We start from the raw sequence: 19,230 nt of genomic DNA, 5'->3' as shown, positions 1-19,230 counted from the left end.
GATCGCAGAATAACCAATAGTAATTAATCAACCTGCTGAGCTTTGCTCAGTTTGAAGCGGAATGGCGCTCCGTTCCTCTGGAACGGATGCGCAGTTCTTGCGGAATATGCATAGACGAGAAGGGTAACGTGATCACCGGCGACCACATTCTTTACATCTACGGAAAATACATGAAAGAGCGCGGCAAGCTGCTGACCAACACCGTTGTCACCACCGTCATGTCCAACTTCGGTCTGTACAAGGCCTTTGATGAGCTTGGAATCGACTACGCGAAAACAGCCGTGGGAGACAAATATGTATATGAGTACATGATGAAAAACGGCTGCCGTATCGGCGGTGAGCAGAGCGGGCATATTATTTTCAGCAAATACGCCAGCACAGGGGATGGAATTCTCACCAGTCTGAAGATTATGGAAGTTATGATGGCGAGAAAGAAAAAGCTTAGCGAACTTTCAGAAGGCTTCACCGTTTATCCTCAGGTGCTCACAAACGTGAGAGTGACCGACAAGAAGGCTGCGCAGGATGACGCAGATGTGCAGGCAGCTGTGAAGAAGGTTACAGAGGAACTGGGTGATACCGGAAGAATCCTGGTACGCGAGTCCGGAACAGAGCCGGTTGTGCGTGTTATGGTGGAAGCGGAGAGTGAAGAAATCTGCCAGAAGTATGTGGATATGGTTGTGAATGTAATTAAAGAAAATGGGTATGTGGCCGGATAAGGGCTGGATGCCGTGGATGCTGCCGCCCGGCGTGTGCCGGGCGGTGGTGGTATATATAAGATAAGTTATAAAAATAATATAACAATTGATCTTGGAGTTACAATGTTTTGAGGCACTTATGAAAATCACATACTTAGTTACTGTTCGCTGGTAACGTTACGACCTCCTTTATCTGTATTCACACCAAAGGTGTGTATTTACAGTATAAAGGAAATATATGTAATAGAGCCCAATAAGGTGGCTCTGAATTACCGGAATATATGGCTCTCATTCTCCGGAATGGTGGCTCTCAAAGTCCGGACAGGTGGCTCAAAGAGCCCCGGAATAATCAATGGCGTATCTGCGTGAGAACAAAGAAGAATTTATAAACGCAGTTAATTTAGCAAGTGAGTATTTTCACGTTCTTCCGGTTATCGTGGAGAAAGATTATTATGTGACTATGATTCTGCGGGAATTGTCAGAACGACAAGGTTTTGTTACCTAAATACCATTGATGTCTGAATAGTAACGTTCGTCCAGGAACTTGCTGAGCACTTACAGATATTATATAGATTTTTTTTTAGTTCCATGGTATCATTATCAGAAAGATATTGTTTACTATGGAACTTTTTTGAGGTGAGCGGAAATGGGATTTCAGATAGATGATAGCATTGTGGATTATCTTGAAGCTGTAAAAGAGGCTGAAAAAAACTATGTGGGCATTGAAGGAATAGATGTTGAAGATGGGGATACTAATATAGGTGGAGCTTATAATATTAATGATATTCGCATAGAGCAGAAGATGCTTACAGTTTATCAGATTGAAAATTGGATTAATAGTGGTATGTTAAATCTACATCCGGAATATCGAAGAAGTTTAGTATGGAATACTCAGAAAAAAACATCTTTTATAGAATCCATTTTGTTGCGATTACCACTTTCGGCATTTTGGTTAGATGAGGATGAAACTGGTTATAAGAATGTCATGGATGGTATGCAGAGATTAAATACAATTCATGAGTTTATACAAAATGGATTTTGTCTGCAAAAAATGCATTATTTGACTGGCTGTGATAATATGATTTTTGGAGAGCTGCCTCCAATATATCAGTCTTATATATTGGAGACGATTTTAGCAGTCAATATATTGGATGAGCGCTGCCCTCAGCCAATAAAATTCGATATATTCCAGAGGATGAATTCATGTGGAGTAAAACTCAGTTCACAGGAAATCAGAAATGGTATGGCGAAACCGTTAGTTAGGCAGCTTTTAGACGAAATGTCATCTTGTGAGGAATTTAGAAAAGCTATAGGTGGCAATATTAAAAATGTGCGAATGGAGACACAGGAATTGTGCCTTCGTGTTATTACTTTTTTGTATCATTTTGATTGGGTGCATAGGCGGTTTTTGAATTATTATGGTCTGCAGAAAACGATGGATAATATGATTATTGAATTAAACCTGTATTATATACAAAACGATTATCAGAGGATATTAAATGATTTCAAAATGGCAATGCGGCAGGCCCATATAATTTTAAAAAATGATAATTTTAGTAAACCAGGGAAGAGATGGGTTAATGCATCTTTGTTTACCAGTTGGGCGGTAGCACTAATAAACATAAAACCATCAGATGAATGGATAAAGAAACATGCAGATGAAATATATGCTTCTTATAGAAAAAAATTAGAAGAAAAAACAGCGTTTTATCATGCAGTAACAGCATCTACTGGATCAAAACAGAATATTTTGACAGCGTTGGAAGCGATTCGTAAAATATTAGAGAGGATAATATGATAAAAAAATTCTTGATCAGAAATTATAAATGTTTTCCTGAATTAGGTATATCGTTTAAAAGAATGAATATTTTGGCAGGCGCGAATGCAGCAGGTAAATCTTCTGTGATTCAGGCGCTTCTTTTGGCGTACGCAGCGTCTAATATGAAAAAGGGGGATTTGGTGGATATAAATGAAATATTAGGAATACAAACTGGTAATCCGAGAACATTGATAGCACAGAATCCTATAACTTTGTCAAGGGGAGATTTTGGCTTTGATATTATTGAAGATGAAACTGCTGTAAGTATTCGATATAGTTTGGATCCTCAGTTTCCTTTGAATTTAAATGCCTCTAGAAATCGTGGTGAATTGTCTAGTAAAATATGCTATTTGAATGCAGAGAGAAGAGGACCGAGAGTGTCCTACCCAGCGGGAGGAAATCTAAGTATTATGCCCGATGGCGCAAATGCGGCATATTTAGTAGAAAGAGCAGATTTAATGAATTGGCAGGTACCTTTGGCTGCGCGGGCAATTGCGTCTGTAGGTAAATTTTCAACTCAGGTAGAAGAATGGATGAATTTGATTTTAGGTGATGTGCAACTTTCTATTACAACAGATTTAGTTAAAGCGAGTACGGATGTACGGTATAGAAATGCATTAGTTGATTATGAAGTGTTACCGACGATGACGGGATTTGGAATCAGTTATATTTTTTCTGTAGTTACGGCTGCACTATGGTGCTCTGTTAACAAGAATATGATACTAATTGTCGAAAATCCAGAAGCTCATTTGCATCCGGCAGCGCAGAGCAGAGTTGGAAAATTTTTGGATATAATTGCATCTTCTGGAGTGCAGGTAATCGTAGAAACTCATAGTGAACATTTAATAGATGGTGCAAGGCTGCAGGCCGCATATTTGAAAAAAACAGAGGATATGCAGGTGCTTTTCTTTCAGACCGAAGACAGAGGTATTAAAATGAAGGAAATTGAAGTAAACCTGAATGGAGAATTGTCAGAGTGGCCAAAGGGCTTTTTTGATCAGAAAAGCCAGGATTTACGTGATTTGTTATCTATAAGGAGAACGAATGCAGGTAGAAAATAAATTGATAGCAGAAAGCATATCCTACACATCATCCAAAGCTAATATGAAGGTGAGAACTGAAGAAGTGGGTGATCTTATGGATATAGATGCGTATTGTGCTAATTTGGATGAATGTATTATTATAGATAATGATATCTGGGAACAGGAAGTAGAAGATGGAATAAAGTTTATGGATTGGCTTTATTCTGGAAGCGGTGAGGGAAGTGAAGACGATAGAGCCCGGATACGTTCGTTTATAAACAGAAATTATATTGAAAGAAATTCAACTTTAGATAATGTTGAAGAGATACAAGTGGCATTGGGTGAATATGAAGATGCTGTGAGTAATGAAAGACAATATATTGAAAAAAGAAGGGACATTTTAGCTAGTATTACATCTGTAGAAGATTATCAGAAATTCATGGAGTCTTGTTTTTGTAATAGTTGTTTTGCAGATAATATTTTATCCGGGATGAAGTATATTGATAGTTTCGCTTCGCATACAAGAGAAATTACGGATTGCCTTGCGTTGTTAAATGATGAGGCTGTTGATTTGTATGAGAAATACCGTAATAATTTGAAAGAAGCTATTGCTATTTTAACTGCTAAACAAATAGAATGTTCTCTAGATCATTCACATAAGGATGCATTGATTTTTCCGTTTACATATTATGAAGAAATTGAAGGTGTTAAACAGCCGATTCAAAAAGAAATTACATGTGAACCGCATCTGAAACTTATAAATCGATATTCAAATCTCAGAATTTATTTTTTCTGGATGGATGAAATGGTTAGAGAAGGGAAGAAAGTACTGGTTGGAAGAATTGGCGGGCATCCCTATTAAGCTGGAAGTCCCAGTGTGAAATCTTAATTGGAAACAGCCTGGAAGAGAAGAAAACAAGGTTGATTACCAAAAGAAGACTCAGAAGCTGCCGCGAGCAAGCTCGCGTAGCTTCTGATGCCTTAATGTTTAAGAAGTAAAGACAGCACTCTAGATCTTGCCCCTCTTTCATACCGAAATCCCAGCGCATGGCGTATGATTTCCGGCAAATAGAGTTTTTCCCCGTCTCGTGTCAGGTAGCCTGACTGAATCATGGATTTTTCTTCCGTAGTTGTAAGAGAATCTTCTTCCAGATTCATAGGAAGAGTTTTTTTATCAAATCCGCGTGAGATGGCTGAGTTCTTTGGTTTTACAGAAGATGAGGCGCTTAAAACTTATATAAGATTGAATTATGATGGTTTAAAAGACTCTGTCATAAAAATGCTTGGAGGCGGTAAGGTACAGATCAACACGGGAACTTTTTCGAATGATATGGCGACTTTTCAGGGAAAAGATGATGAATTGACTCTGTTGGTCCATCTTGGCTATTTGAGCTATCATTGGCCGGATAAAACCGTCTATATCCCCAATAAAGAAGTTTCCCAGGAATATCTTGGGGGAGTATGGCATAGAAATTGCAAGTGTATGAACTAAAAGAACCGAGGTTAAAACATATGCTAAAATACGAGCAGAATCAAGATGGCACTGTTTCATTTCGAGTGAATAGCAAATTATATCCTTTAAAGGCAATATATCGTGCGGCCTATTTATTTACAGACAGATATTATATTGGCCTGGATCTGAAAGACGAAAATTATATTATTTCTTTCTCAAGGAAAGACAGGACAGCAGATTATAAGGATGTGGGAGAATTTCAGAATGAGTTGCTGAATCAGAGCATGAAGACAGCACTTAATGATGAAACCAGAGATATCCGCAAGTTGATCGTGACCAGAGCTTTATACAGTGCATTTATTCCAGATGCAGAGAATGAATTTTCAAATACCGGAGACGAAATGGAGAATCAGGAAATTTATAACTTTTCGGAAACTCCAGAAAAAGAGACAGAAGCATATGATTTAGATGAAATAGCAAAGGCCTGGTGTGATGAATAAGTTATATTTACATAAAGAGATATATCTGCGGACCGCTGTAGAAGAAACGCTTCATGCATTTAAAAATATTGCGGAAATTGTTCTGGAAGAATCAGAGAATTACTATTGCCTGACCTTCAACAATTGCAAAGCAGATCCGTATATTGCAACAAAGGAATTCGGAAATTACGCATTGACTTTGACAATCCAGAGCGCAGGTGATCTGTATGATTGATATTGTGATGATCCTGTATCTCCTGTTTTTTTGTGCTGTATCAGCAGTTACAGACTGGAAAAAAGGAAAGATATATAACAAATGGCTGACGATAGGCATGTGTCCCGGAGTAATTCTTGTAATCTGTTACTATATAGGACATAGCGAAAGTCTTCTGCTTTTTTTTACAAATCTGGCAGCAGCAGTTGTAATAGCCGTGATGTTCTATTCCCTGAAATTATGGGGAGCCGGAGATTCGAAACTGTGGATGTTTGTGAATTTTTTATATCCCGCAGGCTGGTATGCGACCACCAGTAATATGCTTTTTCCATCTATGCTTTTGTTCATGGTAATATTTATAGAGGCATACTTATATTTAATCGGAGAATCTGTCTGGTATTACTTATTCAAAAAAGAAAAGGGTGTAACACTTAAGCGCGAAAAGATTGGATGGATGCAGGTATGGAATCTGGCTTTTTCTATTTCCTTTTTATCAATTGTATATACAGTCTGCAGTGTGCTTTTTAAGAATTATTATGAAAGCAATCGGATATTCTTTTCCGTGGTAGGGATTTTGCTGACAAATAAGTTGGTAAGTATAAAATTTCCTGGAAAGAAAGTATGGACAATAGTATTGACTGGGATGTATATTGCGCTTAACCTGGGATTTTATGGCGGATTTGATAAGAAAATGCTGGTATTAACCATTCTTCTGGTTGTGATCACCCATTTTAGCCTGCAATTTGCAGATAAGTATAATTATGAATGGATTCCTACCAAAGAAGTGAAAGAAGGCATGATCATGTCTTATTTTGCAATACAACAGTTTTTCGGTTCGAGAGTAAAAGGATTACCAGATACTACAGATGAAACTACAAAGTCACGGATTTCCGCTGATGAGGCAGATGCCATAAAAAGATGGGAAAAGTCTAAATATGGTCAGCCGCAGATCATGGTGGTGCGGTATATTCCATTTGCCGTATTTATTTTGATTGGGATGATTACCTATATAATCGGGGTGTATAACTTAAGATGAGTAAAGTAAGCGAATTGCCAAAGGAATGTTTGTGGAGAATCGAAAAAGAAGAAAATACATATGCCGTGAATGCTATGTGCCAGAGAATTCAGTTGGAATCTGACGGCGAATCAGAATTTCAACCAGGTCATGGCGATGTACTTGAAGTCACGAATAATGGCAAAGTTATCTGCCTTCATGCTGGGGCTTCCTCAAGCGCATTAATATTTGTAACCAATCAGTGTAACTCCAATTGTATTATGTGTCCGGATTCTGTGAAGCAGAGAACCAGACAAAATACGATTACTATAGAATATTTATTGGAGTATGTGTCTCTTCTGCCGACGGATCTTACCCATATCGATATCACTGGTGGCGAGCCTACGCTTTTGAAGGAAAATCTGCCTGTGCTGATCGAGAAGGCTCTTGATCAGGCTGGGAAGGCTGAGATTTTAATGCTTTCTAATGGAAGAAGCTTTGCTGTACGAAAATATAGTCAATTATTTTATCCTTTCGCTGACCGGAAATTTAAAATTGAAATTCCAATCCATAGCGCTAGTGGTGAAAAACATGATTTTATTGCAGGATGCCAGAATAGTTTCATCCAGACCATAGCAGGAATTCATAACCTGTTAGATGGTGGTGTTGAAATTGGAATCCGTATCGTGGTATCAAAACTGAATTATACAGAATTGAATTCCATTGTAGATTTCATACATTATGAATTTCCTGATATTAAATATATAAATTTAATGGGCATGGAGGTTATGGGAAATGCCTGGAAAAACAGGGAAATGGTATGGGAAGAACTGGAAAATTTGAAGCCATATCTTCAAGGGGTATTGGTTCGATGCTTTAAGTGGGGAATTGAGCCAAGATTATATAATTTTCCTTTATGTCTGTTTGATCAGAAATACTGGTATAATTATAGGAAAAGTATTAGTGATTATAAGATCCGATATTTTGAAGACTGTGAAAAATGCAGAGAAAGAGAACAATGTGGAGGCTTTTTTGCTTCTACCTTCCACCATACAAAGTATAAAGTCAGGGTACAGTAATGAAGAAAAATTATTTTAATTACAAGGTAATAAACGACAAATACTTATTGACCAATGATTTAGGACGTTATATATTTTTATCAGAAGATCAGTTTGAAAAATTAATGAGTGATCAGTTGTCTGAAGAAGATGAGATTACACAGCAGTTGGAGGATGAATTTTTTCTATTTGATTCCAGTGATTATGATTTTGTAGAAAAAGCGGGGAAAGCATACAGGGAATATCATCGGAATTTATTTCAGGGTGCGGCACTTCATATTTTTGTGCTGACCAGGCAGTGTAATCAGCAGTGTGTGTATTGTCAGGCATCTGCCAATATGGACAAAACAACCAAAATGACCATAGAGACGGCCAAAAGAGCGGTAGATATTGCATTGCAGACACCAGCCAGATACATTACTATTGAATTTCAGGGTGGTGAGCCTCTTTTGAATTTTGAAACCTTGAAATTTATTGTGGAATATGCAAATGAAAATAAAGAAGATAAACAGGTAGAATTTTCACTGGTTTCTAATTTAATGCTTCTGGATGAAGAAAAAGCGGATTTTCTGGCAGAACACAATGTTATGATCTGTACTTCCCTGGATGGAGATGAAAATTTACATAATCGAAACCGCCCTTATTTTCAGCGCAATCCGTTTCAGATTTTAGTCAGGCGGCTGGAAGCTCTAAAAAATAGAGGAATAGCAGTATCTGCAATCCAGACAACTACCAGATATTCGCTGACACAATATAAAGAAATGGTAGATCAATATATTGCGCTGGGGCTGGAGCAAATAACGGTAAGACCTTTGACACCCTTGGGCTATGCGGAGCAAAACTGGGAAAAAATAGGATATACCGTGGATGAATTCTTGAAGTTTTACCGGAATGTCTTAGAATATATTCTGGAATATAACAGAAAAGGAATTCTGGTAATTGAGGGCCATGCACGAATCTTCTTAAGTAAAATATTTCATCACGACGCAGGAAATTATATGGAGCTTCGTTCCCCTTGTGGAGGTGCGATTGGTCAGCTTGCGTATTATCACAATGGGAAAGTATATAGCTGTGATGAAGCCAGAATGCTTGCGGAAATGGGGGATGACAGTTTTTGCCTGGGAAATGTTTATGAGGATGATTACAATGATCTGCTGGAATCGCCTGCCTGTAAGGTGCTTGCAAACGCGTCATGTTTGGAAGGACTAAGTGATTGCTGTGACTGTGTTTTCCATCCGTATTGCGGAACTTGTCCAGTGATCAGTTATGCCAGATATAAAACTGTGTATCCAAGTTTAAACAAGGAGTATAGATGCAGCATTTATAAGGGAATACAGGAAATCCTTTTTGAAAAAATAAGTGAAAATGATCCGGAAATACTGAGGTTTTTTCAAGAGTGGTGCGAATGAGCTGGTATTAGGATTTAATAAAAGTTATAAGAGAATAAAGGAGAAAAGCGTATGAGAGAAAGGAAAAGTAGTTTTAAAAACCTGCTGAGATTTTTGATTTTCAGTTTGATAATTTCTGCTGGAATTCGTTGTCCTTATTCTGTGGAAGCATCCAGACAGAAAATCACCTATGAAGATGGCGATAAGTACATAGGCAATATTAATGATGATACCAAAGAAAAAAATGGATCGGGCAAATATTTTACTGCCAAGGGTGTTGTCATAAGCGGAAAATGGAAAAATGATTTTCTTACAGGAAAGGCAACTGTAATATATCCCAATAAAGAAAAATATGTTGGATATTTTAAGTGGGATAAACGAAATGGTTCTGGCACCTATTATTTCAAAAATGGAGATCGCTACAAGGGAAGCTGGAAAAACGATAAAATGAATGGTAAGGGTACTTATACCTGGAAAAATAGAAACTATGTAAAAGGTACCTGGAAAAGCGGAAAGCTGAATGGAACAGCTACTTTCAAAAAGGGCAAATATCAGTATTCCATTAAAGTTTCAAAAGGAAAACTGAAAAAAGTATATAGCAGAAAGCGGGTGAAATGATGGATAAAGAAAATCTGTTTCCTCAGATAAAGAAAGGAATTGAAGACTTTATGCAAGAAGAGGAAGGTAATATTTCCAGATCTAAGGTAGCAATGATCGGTTCGATGATGGTGATTTTGGGCGTAATGCTTGCAGATGGAAATATTTATGCTGCTCATAGATCACATAGCTCACACTCCTCTCATAGATCTCATAGTAGTCATAGCTCGCATAGTTCACATTCTTCTGGATCGCATAGCAGTCATGCATCTCACTCTTCCGGAAGCCACAGCAGCCACGGCTCCCATTCGTCAGGAAGTCATAGCTCCCATTCATCAGGAAGCTCAAGCTCGGGCGGTTTTTCATCTGGAAGCAGTAGCAGTAAGTATAATGTGAGCCTGCCAAAGATGCAGGTTCCGCAAGCTACCCCGGATATAAATATTAATTAATCGTTATTCCTGTAATAAAAAACAGCCCCCTGCGTGGTCAGGGAGCTGTTTTGTTATACATAAAAATTATTTAACTGTAACTTTGACATATTTTGTAACTGTCTTGTAGTTTTTAGCTTTAACAGTTACTTTAACCTGATAGATACCTTTCTTGGTACCCTTAGCAACAGTGATCTTACCGCTCTTGCTAACTTTGATCTTGGAGTTGTTTGTTGTGTAGGTAACTTTAGCACCTTTTGTCTTAACAGTGGTCTTAATTGTTCCTACAGATTTAGCTTTCTTCTTAACAGACTTCTTAGTTGTGGAGAAAGTATCTTTCTTGATTGTTACTTTCTGAGATTTAGATTTAATCTTGTAAGTAAGAGTCTGCTTGAAACCAGCATATTTTCCTTTACCAGTTACGGTAACTTTGTATGTGCCGGCATTTGTAAAGCCTGTTTTGTTGTAAGTTACTTTGTAATACTTAGCTTTGATTGTTTTGCCGTTGGCATCTTTAACAACAACCTTAGGAGCCTGTTTCTTAGTATTGTAAGTTACAGTCTTCTTGGAAAGAGATGCGTTAAAGGATGATTTTACAGGTGAATTAGCTGCAAAAACAGTTGTGCTCATAAGGAGCATCATTACTGTAGCCAGAACGGTTACAGCAATCTTCTTGAATGACTTCATTGGTAACACCCTCTATTTCTTAATTTAATTTATTTAATAAACGGTCTCCCCACGCAGACCAGTTTATCCAAAAACAGGAATCCAGCAGGTCAATGGTGCTTTTTGCGGCTTTTTTGAGACCTGGAGGCTTGGGAAGAAGAGTCGCTGTCGGAACTGGAGTCGCTGGCATCTTCCTTTTTGTCTTTCGGCCCATAGCCGTAACCGTAGCCATAGCCGTAACCATATTTGCCATATCCATAACCATATCCCCGTCCCTTTACATCAGCACGGTTCAGGACAGTTCCCAGAAGCTTACAGCCGGACTGCTGGATCTCATAGAGAGACTGCTTGATCAGGCTGCGGGGAGTTGTACCTGCACGTACCACCAGGACGGCACCGTCACACAGGGATGCGATAAGAGCACCATCGGAAACGCTGCCAAGAGGCGGAGAATCGATAATAACGAAACGATAATTCTGGGCAAGAGTATCCAGAAGCTCTTTGAAACGGATATCCTCCAGAAGAGCAGATGGATTCTCAAGAAGCTGTGTACAGGGAACCATATATCCGTTTGGGATATTGGTGCTGTATACTACATCATCATATTCTGCCAGACCAGAAAGATAGTGGTTCAGACCTAATGTGGTATCGTCATCGTAATCCATCTGAAAACGGGTTTTCATAACAGATTTACGAAGATCCACGTCTACCAGTACCGTTGGGAAACCTGCCTCGGAAAGCATTTTCCAAAGGTAGGAGGAAATGGTACTTTTTCCCTCGTTTGGCTGGCAGCTGGTCAGCAGGATCTTGCGAGTGTTTTTTCCACAGAATTTAATATTAATACGAAGTCGGTTCATAGCCTCGGAGACAGAATATGGAAGCTCCGGAAGCATTACATTAAGCTGATTCATGATTTCTTGCGACCTCTCTTTCTGCCACGTCTTCTGTGCTGTTCCTCATCCAGATCGATTACCTGATCGCTGTCAGGAATAGTGGTAAGAGGTACCAGACCAAAGTATTTCTCCATATCATCTGCAGTATGGATGGTGTCATCCATCAGATATCTGACTGTAAAGAATGCTGCACAGAGAAGGAAACCAAGCAAAGCACCGATCAAAGTGTATTTAGTGTAGCTTGGAGCTACCTTGCTCTCTGGAAGCTTGGCATGCTGAGCCAGGTTTGGAGCCAGGGTGCTCATGGTCTCTGGAAGATAATCAATCGCTACCTCGGCCATTGTTTCCGCCAGATCCTGTGCCATCTGCGGATCCGTGGAAGTAGCAGTGATCTCCAGAATACGGGTATCACTTGGGTTATTCAGGGAAAAGGACTTAGCCAGTTCCTCGGAAGTGGTGTCAAGACCTAACCGGTCAATAACACGGTTCAGCACCGGATAGCTGAGCATCAGCTGTTCGTAATCCGCTGTCAGGGAAGTACCAAGGTTCAGGTCACTTAAATTGACAACAGAATCATCGGAAGCAGACACTACATAAAGCTTGGATGTGGACTCATAGGTAGGTGCAATGAGAAAATAAGAATATGCACCAAAGAGTACAGCACCTGCAAGCAGGCAGACCAGAAGATAGCGCCATTTGTCCAGCAGGGCATAGGCGAGATCCACAAGGTCAATCTCTACCTCGTCATTTGTGAGTTCTTCGTTCATTTTGGGTCTCCTTAATTTAATTTATTTTTCTAATAGGAAATTACTACTTCTTTTCCTTATAAAAAAGCGAAAGGATCGTTTCCTGAAGGCTGTCCTCGTCAGGTGTAAAGGTCTGCCAGCCATCTTCGTCAAAGCCGTCTGTTCCCTGGATGGTTAGCTTCTCTTCCGGAGTCTCATCGGAGAGGAGAAGTGCAAGCCGGGAAAACTTCTTGGCGCTGATATTGGTAGTCATGTAATCCTCCAGGGCGTGATACAAATCCAGTGGGAAAGTCTTATCCTCGCTGCATTTCGCCTGGAAAACCGGCATAAAGGCTTCCTCGTACTGTGCCTGGCGCTTCATACGGTTGTCATTCAGTCCGTCGCCTACCGTTTTACGTTCACGGATGAAACGCTCAGCGTCCTCTCCATGTAAGGTAACAGTCTGTCCTTTGATCAGGGTATCGCTGTCTGGAAAATCATCTTCCACGGTGACGGTGACACCGCCTACCATGTCATTGACAGTCTGGATCGCTCCCATATTAACCATTGCGAAGCCGTCAATCTTATGGCCTCCCAGAAGAGTGGAAACTGCATCTACTGTATTCTCTGCCCGGATCTCCTGGTCCAGACTCATGGCATGTGCCAGGGAAATCTGAAAAACATCAGTATCAATATAGGTTCCGTCATCGTCAAGGCTCCGGATCGGAGTCATGGTATTGCGGTCGATGGTGAGGATCTTACAGGTGTCGGTGCTTCGGTCACGGACCAGAACGATCAGCACATCACATTGTCCGGTGCCGTCGTATTCCTTGATCTCTGTAACTTTATCCGGAGAATCAATTCCTGCGAAAAGGTAGGTCTCCAGGTTGCCCTTCGGCACGTAGGTGACACCTTTATAGGTGATTTCGCCTGTATCCTGGGTGGAAGAGGCTGTAGTCTGTGTGATGGTGTGGTTTCCAGCCATGGTAAGAACACCGGCAGTCATCCCGATGCCAAGAACACCAACTGTAATGCCAACTGCCAGATATTTCAGTCTTTTATTATTATGTCTGGGATTTTTGTAGTGACGCATTATATCCTTCCTTATAAGAAACACTCTTGACAAATACACAAGATTTGTTGTTTTATTGTAACTGTAAATGTTTAAAGCAATTACGCTACCTAAAATATGTACTGATTTTATCACGCTTCCGTTCAGAAGGCAACCCGCCTTTGACCAATTTTGTCAAAAATGGGTGACGAAAAAAATCGTTTATCTCTGAGGTTTTTTGTGCTATACTTATACAACGTATAGATTTCAGAGGAATTTTACTGGAGGAAAAAATGGAAAATCGCGAACGATATAAGAGACTGATCATGTTTTTGGCGTCTGCGGTGATCGTTACTATTGAGACATTGCTTTTTGCTTACATCTGGTATAAGTTTTATGCCCATAAGGATGTGATCGGCAGACGGTTTGACAGAGGTAATCAGGTAGTAATCGGCTTGTATGTGCTGATGATGTATTTCTTCTATAAGATTTACGGTGGATTTAAGGTTGGTTACCTGCGTGTGTTTGAGGTGATCTATTCCCAGATCCTTTCGGTGGTCTGTGTGAATTTTATTACGTATCTGCAGCTGTGCCTGATCGGACGCTGGCGTCTGGGAGAACATTTGTCCCCTATGCTTGCCATGACAGGGATCGATCTTGTGATCGTAGTGGTATGGGTTGTGGGTATGCGTTTTGTGTATACCAGGCTGTATCCGCCCAGACAGATGCTGATGATCTATGGTGGCCGTAATCCTGGGGATCTTCGGGATAAGCTGGAGACCAGGGAGGATAAATATGCGATCAAAGAGATGGCACCTCTTTCCCTTGGCCTTGACGCACTTAAGGAGAAGATTGACGGATATAAGGCTGTAGTGATTGGGGACATCCCTTCCCACGAGCGAAATGTAGTGCTGAAATATTGCTTCGAAAAGGATATCCGGTGTTATTCCATTCCGAAGCTTTCCGATATCATGCTGCGAAATGCAGACGATATCCATCTGTTTGATACCACATTGCTTCTGTCACGTAACCTGCGTCTCACAGCAGAGCAGTTGTTTTTCAAAAGAGTGGTAGATATTGTATTTTCACTGCTGGGACTGGTGATCGCGTCGCCATTTATGCTGCTGATCGCCCTTGCCATTAAGCTTTACGATGGCGGCCCTGTGTTTTACAAGCAGCCCCGTCTTACCAGGGATAAGAGAGTCTTTATGATCCTGAAATTCCGGAGCATGAAAATGGATTCCGAGGTAAAGGGTGCACAGCTTGCCAAGAAAGAGGACGACAGGATCACACCTGTGGGCAGGATCATCCGCCGGATCCATTTCGACGAGCTGCCACAGATTTTTAATATTTTAAAAGGGGATATGTCTTTGGTTGGTCCAAGACCTGAGAGACCGGAGATCGCAGCGCTTTATAGTGAGCGCATTCCTGAATTTGATTACCGCCTGAAGGTGAAGGCCGGACTTACCGGTTACGCCCAGGTTTATGGTAAATACAACACGACACCTTATGACAAGCTGAAGCTGGATCTCACTTATATTGAGACCTATTCTTTGAGACTGGACATCAAGCTTCTCATGCTTACCTTCAAGATTCTTTTCCAGAAGGAGAATACAGAAGGGGTTGAGGCATGGCAGAAGACGGCTGGCCAGGAGAGAAACGAGGAGAAGAACGAGGAGAAGAACTGAGACGAGGAGGAAATTTTATGTGTGGAATTGTTGGTTATGTAGGAGATGAGCAGGCGGCACCGATTTTGCTGATGGGCCTTTCCAAGCTGGAGTACAGAGGCTACGATTCAGCTGGTATCGCAGTCCGGAATGAGGAGACAGATAAGATTGCCATTGTGAAAGCCAAGGGCCGTCTGAAGACACTAATTGAGAAAACAGACGGGGGTTCCGCTGTACCAGGTACCTGTGGTATCGGTCACACCCGCTGGGCAACTCACGGAGAGCCTTCTGAGACCAATGCCCATCCTCACTGTACAGATGACAAGTCTGTGGTGCTTGTCCACAACGGAATCATTGAGAACTATCAGGAACTGAAGACCAAGCTTCTTCGTTCTGGCTATACATTCTATTCTCAGACGGATACAGAAGTTGCTGTAAAGCTGGTGGATTATTATTACAAGAAGACCGGCACTCCCCTGGAGGCTATTTCCAGAGCTATGCTCCGTATCCGCGGTTCTTATGCTTTTGGCGTTATTTTTAAGGATTACCCGGGCAAATTATTTGCTGCCCGTAAGGACAGCCCGCTGATCATTGGAAAAAGTGAGACAGGAAGCCTGATCGCATCTGATGTCCCGGCAATCCTGGATCAGACCAGAAAGGTTTATTACATTGGCAACCTTGAGATCGCGGAGCTTTCCCGTGATGAGGTCCATTTCTATAATATTGACCGTGAAGAGATTGAAAAAGATGTTGTAGAGATCCAGTGGGATGCAGCAGCTGCTGAGAAAGGCGGCTATGAGCACTTCATGCTTAAGGAGATCCATGAGCAGCCAAAGGCCGTTCAGGATACCATTGGAGCTTATGTAAAAGAAGGTCACATTGATCTTTCCGAGACCGGACTTACCGATGAGAAACTGGCTTCCCTGAAACGTATTTATATCATTGCCTGCGGTTCTGCATACCATGTAGGCATGGTTGGAAAATATGTGATCGAGTCCATGGCGAAGATCCCTGTTGAGGTGGATGTGGCTTCTGAGTTCCGTTACCGCGATCCGATCCTTGTGGAGGATTCCATGGTGGTGATCATTTCCCAGTCCGGTGAGACTGCAGACAGCCTGGCTGCTCTTCGTCTTGCCAAGGAGAGAAATGTGCCGGTACTTAGCGTGGTAAATGTAGTTGGCTCCAGCATTGCAAGAGAGAGCGACTATACCTTATATACTTATGCAGGCCCTGAAATTTCCGTTGCTACTACCAAGGCTTACAGCACCCAGCTGATCGCCATGTATCTGCTGGCCATCCAGAGCGCCTTTGTTCAGGGAAGACTGGAAGAGAGCCGTGTGGAGAGCCTTCTTAAAGAGATGGAGACACTGCCGGATAAGATCAGCCGTGTTCTGGATGACAAGGAGCGTATCCAGTGGTTCGCAAGTAAGTATGCAAATGCCCACGATATTTTCTTCATTGGACGTGGTATTGATTATGCCATCAGCATGGAGGGAAGCCTGAAGATGAAGGAGATTAGTTATATTCATTCTGAGGCTTACGCTGCCGGCGAGTTGAAGCATGGAACCATCAGTCTGGTGGAGGATGGTACTCTGGTGATCGGTGTGATGACACAGAAGGATCTTTTTGAGAAGACGCTCAGCAATATGGTTGAGGTAAAGAGCCGTGGTGCTTATCTTATGGGACTGACCAGCTATGGCAATTACAGCATTGAGGATACAGCTGATTTCTCCGTATACGTTCCGAAAACAGAGAAATACTTTACTACCAGCCTTGCTATTGTGCCGCTGCAGCTTATGGGATACTATGTCAGCGTTGCCAAGGGTCTGGATGTGGATAAGCCGAGAAACCTGGCAAAGTCTGTAACAGTGGAATAACGTTATAGAATTGATTCGCTTTTTTAGATGAATGAGCGTAAATTGATAATATTGTTATAAACATGGGAATGGCGCGGAGAAATGGATTCTTCGCGCTGTTTCTTTAAAGAGCTGAGAGATATTTGCCGAGCGGACAGGTAAAATTGGGGGAGAGGGTTTTAGCTTAAGGTTGCTGGTGTATGTGACATTGCGCTGCTTGTTTGGTAACTATTCTGTAGAGAGTATTCCGCGAAACGTGTAACTGTGATGGTACTGAACAGTTACCTTGTTTATATATTTTAGGTGAACGAAATTGGAAAAAGATGGAAAGAAAAGGTATAGGATCATAGGTACTGCCGGGCATATCGACCATGGCAAGACCTGCCTGGTGAAGGCGCTGACAGGTACGGATACAGACCGTCTGGCAGAGGAAAAAAAGCGGGGAATTACAATTGAAAACGGGTTCGCTTTTCTGGATCTTCCAGATGGTACCCAGGCTGGGATTATTGATGTGCCCGGGCATGAAAAGTTTATAAAGAATATGCTGGCTGGGGCTGGCGGAATAGACATTGCCATGCTGGTGATCGCGGCAGATGAGGGCGTCATGCCACAGACAAGGGAACATCTGGAAATTCTTTCTCTCCTTGGAATCCGTGCGGGTATTGTGGTGATCACGAAAGCAGATCTGGAGTGGAAAGCGGGACTTCGGGAGAAAATCCAGGAATTTGTCCGGGGGACGTTTCTGGAGAATGCAGACGTGGTGGTGACCAGTGCTGCGGATGGATGGGGGATTGAAGAACTTCGGGAGAAGCTGTGGAATAAGATTGGCGTAAATGGCAGGGAGACATTGAGCTTTGTCAAAAGAGAAAGTGGATTGGTTGATGAAGGAAAAGTAGTAAAGTATCGTCTGCCAATAGATCGTGTATTTTCATTAAAGGGTTTTGGCACCATCATCACCGGTACGCTGCTTGACGGTATTCTGGAATTGGATTCTGACGCCATGCTATATCCCCGTGGCGAAAAAGCAAAAATCCGCAGCATTCAGGTTCATGGTGAGGAAACCTCCAAAGCATTTCCTGGGCAGCGGGTAGCTGTAAATCTTCCCGGAATTGGAAAAGATGAGATTTCCAGAGGGGAGATCCTGGCAGCTGCCGGAAGTATGGAGTGCACTATGATGGCAGATGTGCGGCTGCGTCTGTTGAAATCCGCACATCGCTCTATAAAAAGCGGCACCCGGGTACACCTTTATCACGGGGCAGCAGAACTTGTGTGTAAAGTGATTTTATTTGACCAGGAAATATTGAACCCAGGAGAAGAGGCTGTAGTTCAGCTTCGGATGGAGCAGACTACGGCAATGAAAGCCGGAGATCATTTTGTTATACGATTTTATTCGCCGGTGGAGACCATTGGCGGCGGTGTGGTGCTGAATCCAAATGCAGTGAAGCGGCGGAGAAAGCAGCGAAAATTAGAATATATGGGTACGGGACCGCAGCAATTTGGAGCTGCGCAGGCGCAAAATGAAATATCAGATATAAATATACAGAAGGCTCTTCAGGAAAATCAGAAAGATAGTTTCTGCCCGATGGGAAAGAAAGAAACTACCGGTTCCAAGGCAGCAGGGCAGACAGCAAAAGAAATCCCTGTCAGTACAATATTCCTTCGCTTACAGGAATTATACCTGAAATCTGGTTTTACCCCGCCGCTGACCGATGAAGTAAAAAGCGCCTTTTCCCATGAAAAGGATTTTTCCAGAATCTTCTTTGCAATGGTGCGGGGCGGTCAGCTGGTACGCTTTGACGAAAAGCATTATATCCACTGTGAAATCCGCGAGAAGGCATTGAATATGGCGTGCCTGATATATGAAGAAAAAGGTGTGATCCAGACTGGTGAATTTCGTGACCGTCTGGGATTATCAAGGAAATGTGCCATCACGCTGCTGGAAGGATTCGACAAAGAGCGGATCACGGTTATGGAAAATGGGACGAGAGTGCTGCGAAAAGCCAAGTAGTCAGCTGTATGGTGTGAGAGTACTGCGAAAGATCAGGTTGACTGTAGAACATGCGAGAAAACTGCAAAAAGCCAAATAATCTATAGAAATATGCGAAATGAAGAAAAATGCATATATTTTGGCGGGAACATATGGGAATCGAACCCATCCGGGACGGGATTAGCGCCCCACACTGGTTTTGAAGACCAGGAGGCACACCGGCACCTATCTGCTCCCA

19 protein-coding genes, 1 tRNA gene and 1 pseudogene are annotated in these 19,230 nt (G+C 41.7%); 16 read left to right on the top strand and 5 right to left on the bottom strand.

Annotated elements, in window-relative coordinates; translation table 11 throughout:
* Positions 1–104 precede the first annotated feature (104 nt).
* From ACTQ50_RS06035 to ACTQ50_RS05975, 13 genes and pseudogenes are all read left to right on the top strand, one after another.
* Positions 105–716 (top strand): annotated as a pseudogene (locus tag ACTQ50_RS06035) (phosphoglucosamine mutase); the annotation flags it as partial.
* A gap of 331 nt (positions 717–1,047) precedes the next feature.
* Positions 1,048–1,200, top strand: coding sequence for a hypothetical protein (locus ACTQ50_RS06030; protein WP_441483416.1), 153 nt, complete (start codon positions 1,048–1,050; stop codon positions 1,198–1,200).
* A gap of 141 nt (positions 1,201–1,341) precedes the next feature.
* Positions 1,342–2,493 carry a DUF262 domain-containing protein gene (locus tag ACTQ50_RS06025; RefSeq protein WP_441483415.1) on the top strand — a complete coding sequence of 384 codons (1,152 nt, stop codon included), beginning with the start codon at positions 1,342–1,344 and terminating at the stop codon, positions 2,491–2,493.
* Complete coding sequence (locus tag ACTQ50_RS06020) at positions 2,490–3,575, top strand: DUF3696 domain-containing protein (protein ID WP_441483414.1); 1,086 nt, start codon at positions 2,490–2,492, stop codon at positions 3,573–3,575. The genes ACTQ50_RS06025 and ACTQ50_RS06020 overlap by 4 nt, the downstream gene beginning before the upstream one ends.
* Complete coding sequence (locus ACTQ50_RS06015) at positions 3,559–4,398, top strand: hypothetical protein (protein WP_441483413.1); 840 nt, start codon at positions 3,559–3,561, stop codon at positions 4,396–4,398. Before ACTQ50_RS06020 ends, ACTQ50_RS06015 begins: the two co-directional genes overlap by 17 nt.
* Positions 4,399–4,647: 249 nt before the next feature.
* Entirely contained in the window at positions 4,648–5,028 is a 381-nt protein-coding gene (locus tag ACTQ50_RS06010; protein WP_441483412.1) for a hypothetical protein, read from the top strand.
* Positions 5,029–5,048: 20 nt separating this feature from the next.
* A complete protein-coding gene (gene hxsD, locus ACTQ50_RS06005) occupies positions 5,049–5,489 on the top strand; it encodes a His-Xaa-Ser system protein HxsD (protein ID WP_441483411.1) in 441 nt (146 codons plus the stop codon).
* Entirely contained in the window at positions 5,482–5,703 is a 222-nt protein-coding gene (locus ACTQ50_RS06000) for an HxsD-like protein (protein WP_441483410.1), read from the top strand. Before hxsD ends, ACTQ50_RS06000 begins: the two co-directional genes overlap by 8 nt.
* On the top strand, positions 5,696–6,718 hold the full coding sequence (locus ACTQ50_RS05995; protein WP_441483409.1) for a prepilin peptidase: 1,023 nt from the start codon (positions 5,696–5,698) through the stop codon (positions 6,716–6,718). Before ACTQ50_RS06000 ends, ACTQ50_RS05995 begins: the two co-directional genes overlap by 8 nt.
* Positions 6,715–7,755, top strand: a complete 1,041-nt coding sequence (gene hxsC / locus ACTQ50_RS05990; RefSeq protein ID WP_441483408.1) for a His-Xaa-Ser system radical SAM maturase HxsC — start codon at positions 6,715–6,717, stop codon at positions 7,753–7,755. The genes ACTQ50_RS05995 and hxsC overlap by 4 nt, the downstream gene beginning before the upstream one ends.
* Positions 7,755–9,143, top strand: a complete 1,389-nt coding sequence (gene hxsB, locus ACTQ50_RS05985; RefSeq protein ID WP_441483407.1) for a His-Xaa-Ser system radical SAM maturase HxsB — start codon at positions 7,755–7,757, stop codon at positions 9,141–9,143. Before hxsC ends, hxsB begins: the two co-directional genes overlap by 1 nt.
* Before the next feature lie 51 nt (positions 9,144–9,194).
* Complete coding sequence (locus tag ACTQ50_RS05980) at positions 9,195–9,740, top strand: hypothetical protein (RefSeq protein WP_441483406.1); 546 nt, start codon at positions 9,195–9,197, stop codon at positions 9,738–9,740.
* Positions 9,737–10,168, top strand: a complete 432-nt coding sequence (locus tag ACTQ50_RS05975; RefSeq protein ID WP_441483405.1) for a His-Xaa-Ser repeat protein HxsA3 — start codon at positions 9,737–9,739, stop codon at positions 10,166–10,168. The genes ACTQ50_RS05980 and ACTQ50_RS05975 overlap by 4 nt, the downstream gene beginning before the upstream one ends.
* Before the next feature lie 66 nt (positions 10,169–10,234).
* Here ACTQ50_RS05975 and ACTQ50_RS05970 read toward each other — a convergent pair whose 3' ends face one another.
* From ACTQ50_RS05970 to ACTQ50_RS05955, 4 genes are all read right to left on the bottom strand, one after another.
* A complete protein-coding gene (locus ACTQ50_RS05970) occupies positions 10,235–10,834 on the bottom strand; it encodes a hypothetical protein (RefSeq protein WP_441483404.1) in 600 nt (199 codons plus the stop codon).
* A gap of 89 nt (positions 10,835–10,923) precedes the next feature.
* On the bottom strand, positions 10,924–11,724 hold the full coding sequence (locus ACTQ50_RS05965; protein WP_441483403.1) for a CpsD/CapB family tyrosine-protein kinase: 801 nt from the start codon (positions 11,722–11,724) through the stop codon (positions 10,924–10,926).
* Positions 11,721–12,473, bottom strand: a complete 753-nt coding sequence (locus ACTQ50_RS05960) for a YveK family protein (RefSeq protein ID WP_441483402.1) — start codon at positions 12,471–12,473, stop codon at positions 11,721–11,723. Before ACTQ50_RS05960 ends, ACTQ50_RS05965 begins: the two co-directional genes overlap by 4 nt.
* A 43-nt stretch (positions 12,474–12,516) precedes the next feature.
* Entirely contained in the window at positions 12,517–13,524 is a 1,008-nt protein-coding gene (locus tag ACTQ50_RS05955) for an LCP family protein (protein WP_441483401.1), read from the bottom strand.
* Positions 13,525–13,775: 251 nt separating this feature from the next.
* Between ACTQ50_RS05955 and ACTQ50_RS05950 the strand changes: the two genes are divergently transcribed.
* From ACTQ50_RS05950 to selB, 3 genes are all read left to right on the top strand, one after another.
* The gene (locus ACTQ50_RS05950; RefSeq protein ID WP_441483400.1) at positions 13,776–15,170 is read left to right on the top strand and encodes a sugar transferase; all 1,395 of its coding nucleotides are present in this window, start codon (positions 13,776–13,778) and stop codon (positions 15,168–15,170) included.
* A 17-nt stretch (positions 15,171–15,187) separates the two neighbouring features.
* Positions 15,188–17,026 carry a glutamine--fructose-6-phosphate transaminase (isomerizing) gene (gene glmS / locus ACTQ50_RS05945; RefSeq protein ID WP_441483420.1) on the top strand — a complete coding sequence of 613 codons (1,839 nt, stop codon included), beginning with the start codon at positions 15,188–15,190 and terminating at the stop codon, positions 17,024–17,026.
* Between the two features lie 292 nt (positions 17,027–17,318).
* The gene (selB, locus tag ACTQ50_RS05940; RefSeq protein ID WP_441483399.1) at positions 17,319–19,013 is read left to right on the top strand and encodes a selenocysteine-specific translation elongation factor; all 1,695 of its coding nucleotides are present in this window, start codon (positions 17,319–17,321) and stop codon (positions 19,011–19,013) included.
* 119 nt (positions 19,014–19,132) lie between these two features.
* Here selB and ACTQ50_RS05935 read toward each other — a convergent pair.
* Positions 19,133–19,229: transfer RNA gene (locus ACTQ50_RS05935), tRNA-Sec, on the bottom strand.
* Position 19,230 lies beyond the last annotated feature (1 nt).

This window comes from Blautia sp. Sow4_E7, assembly GCF_052116245.1.
Classification (GTDB): Bacteria; Bacillota; Clostridia; order Lachnospirales; family Lachnospiraceae; genus Blautia_A.
Note: the sequence above shows the minus strand (reverse complement) of the source record. Positions and strands in the feature narration are given on the sequence as shown.

Coding starts and splice junctions, on each gene's coding strand:
- ACTQ50_RS05970 (WP_441483404.1), bottom strand. CDS start 10,834: ATGAAGTCATTCAAGAAGATTGCTGTAACCGTTCTGGCTACAGTAATG.
- hxsD (WP_441483411.1), top strand. CDS start 5,049: ATGCTAAAATACGAGCAGAATCAAGATGGCACTGTTTCATTTCGAGTG.
- ACTQ50_RS06000 (WP_441483410.1), top strand. CDS start 5,482: ATGAATAAGTTATATTTACATAAAGAGATATATCTGCGGACCGCTGTA.
- hxsC (WP_441483408.1), top strand. CDS start 6,715: ATGAGTAAAGTAAGCGAATTGCCAAAGGAATGTTTGTGGAGAATCGAA.
- ACTQ50_RS06020 (WP_441483414.1), top strand. CDS start 2,490: ATGATAAAAAAATTCTTGATCAGAAATTATAAATGTTTTCCTGAATTA.
- glmS (WP_441483420.1), top strand. CDS start 15,188: ATGTGTGGAATTGTTGGTTATGTAGGAGATGAGCAGGCGGCACCGATT.
- ACTQ50_RS06030 (WP_441483416.1), top strand. CDS start 1,048: ATGGCGTATCTGCGTGAGAACAAAGAAGAATTTATAAACGCAGTTAAT.
- ACTQ50_RS06015 (WP_441483413.1), top strand. CDS start 3,559: ATGCAGGTAGAAAATAAATTGATAGCAGAAAGCATATCCTACACATCA.
- ACTQ50_RS05975 (WP_441483405.1), top strand. CDS start 9,737: ATGATGGATAAAGAAAATCTGTTTCCTCAGATAAAGAAAGGAATTGAA.
- ACTQ50_RS05980 (WP_441483406.1), top strand. CDS start 9,195: ATGAGAGAAAGGAAAAGTAGTTTTAAAAACCTGCTGAGATTTTTGATT.
- ACTQ50_RS05965 (WP_441483403.1), bottom strand. CDS start 11,724: ATGAATCAGCTTAATGTAATGCTTCCGGAGCTTCCATATTCTGTCTCC.
- ACTQ50_RS05950 (WP_441483400.1), top strand. CDS start 13,776: ATGGAAAATCGCGAACGATATAAGAGACTGATCATGTTTTTGGCGTCT.
- ACTQ50_RS06025 (WP_441483415.1), top strand. CDS start 1,342: ATGGGATTTCAGATAGATGATAGCATTGTGGATTATCTTGAAGCTGTA.
- hxsB (WP_441483407.1), top strand. CDS start 7,755: ATGAAGAAAAATTATTTTAATTACAAGGTAATAAACGACAAATACTTA.
- ACTQ50_RS05960 (WP_441483402.1), bottom strand. CDS start 12,473: ATGAACGAAGAACTCACAAATGACGAGGTAGAGATTGACCTTGTGGAT.
- ACTQ50_RS05955 (WP_441483401.1), bottom strand. CDS start 13,524: ATGCGTCACTACAAAAATCCCAGACATAATAATAAAAGACTGAAATAT.
- ACTQ50_RS05995 (WP_441483409.1), top strand. CDS start 5,696: ATGATTGATATTGTGATGATCCTGTATCTCCTGTTTTTTTGTGCTGTA.
- ACTQ50_RS06010 (WP_441483412.1), top strand. CDS start 4,648: ATGGATTTTTCTTCCGTAGTTGTAAGAGAATCTTCTTCCAGATTCATA.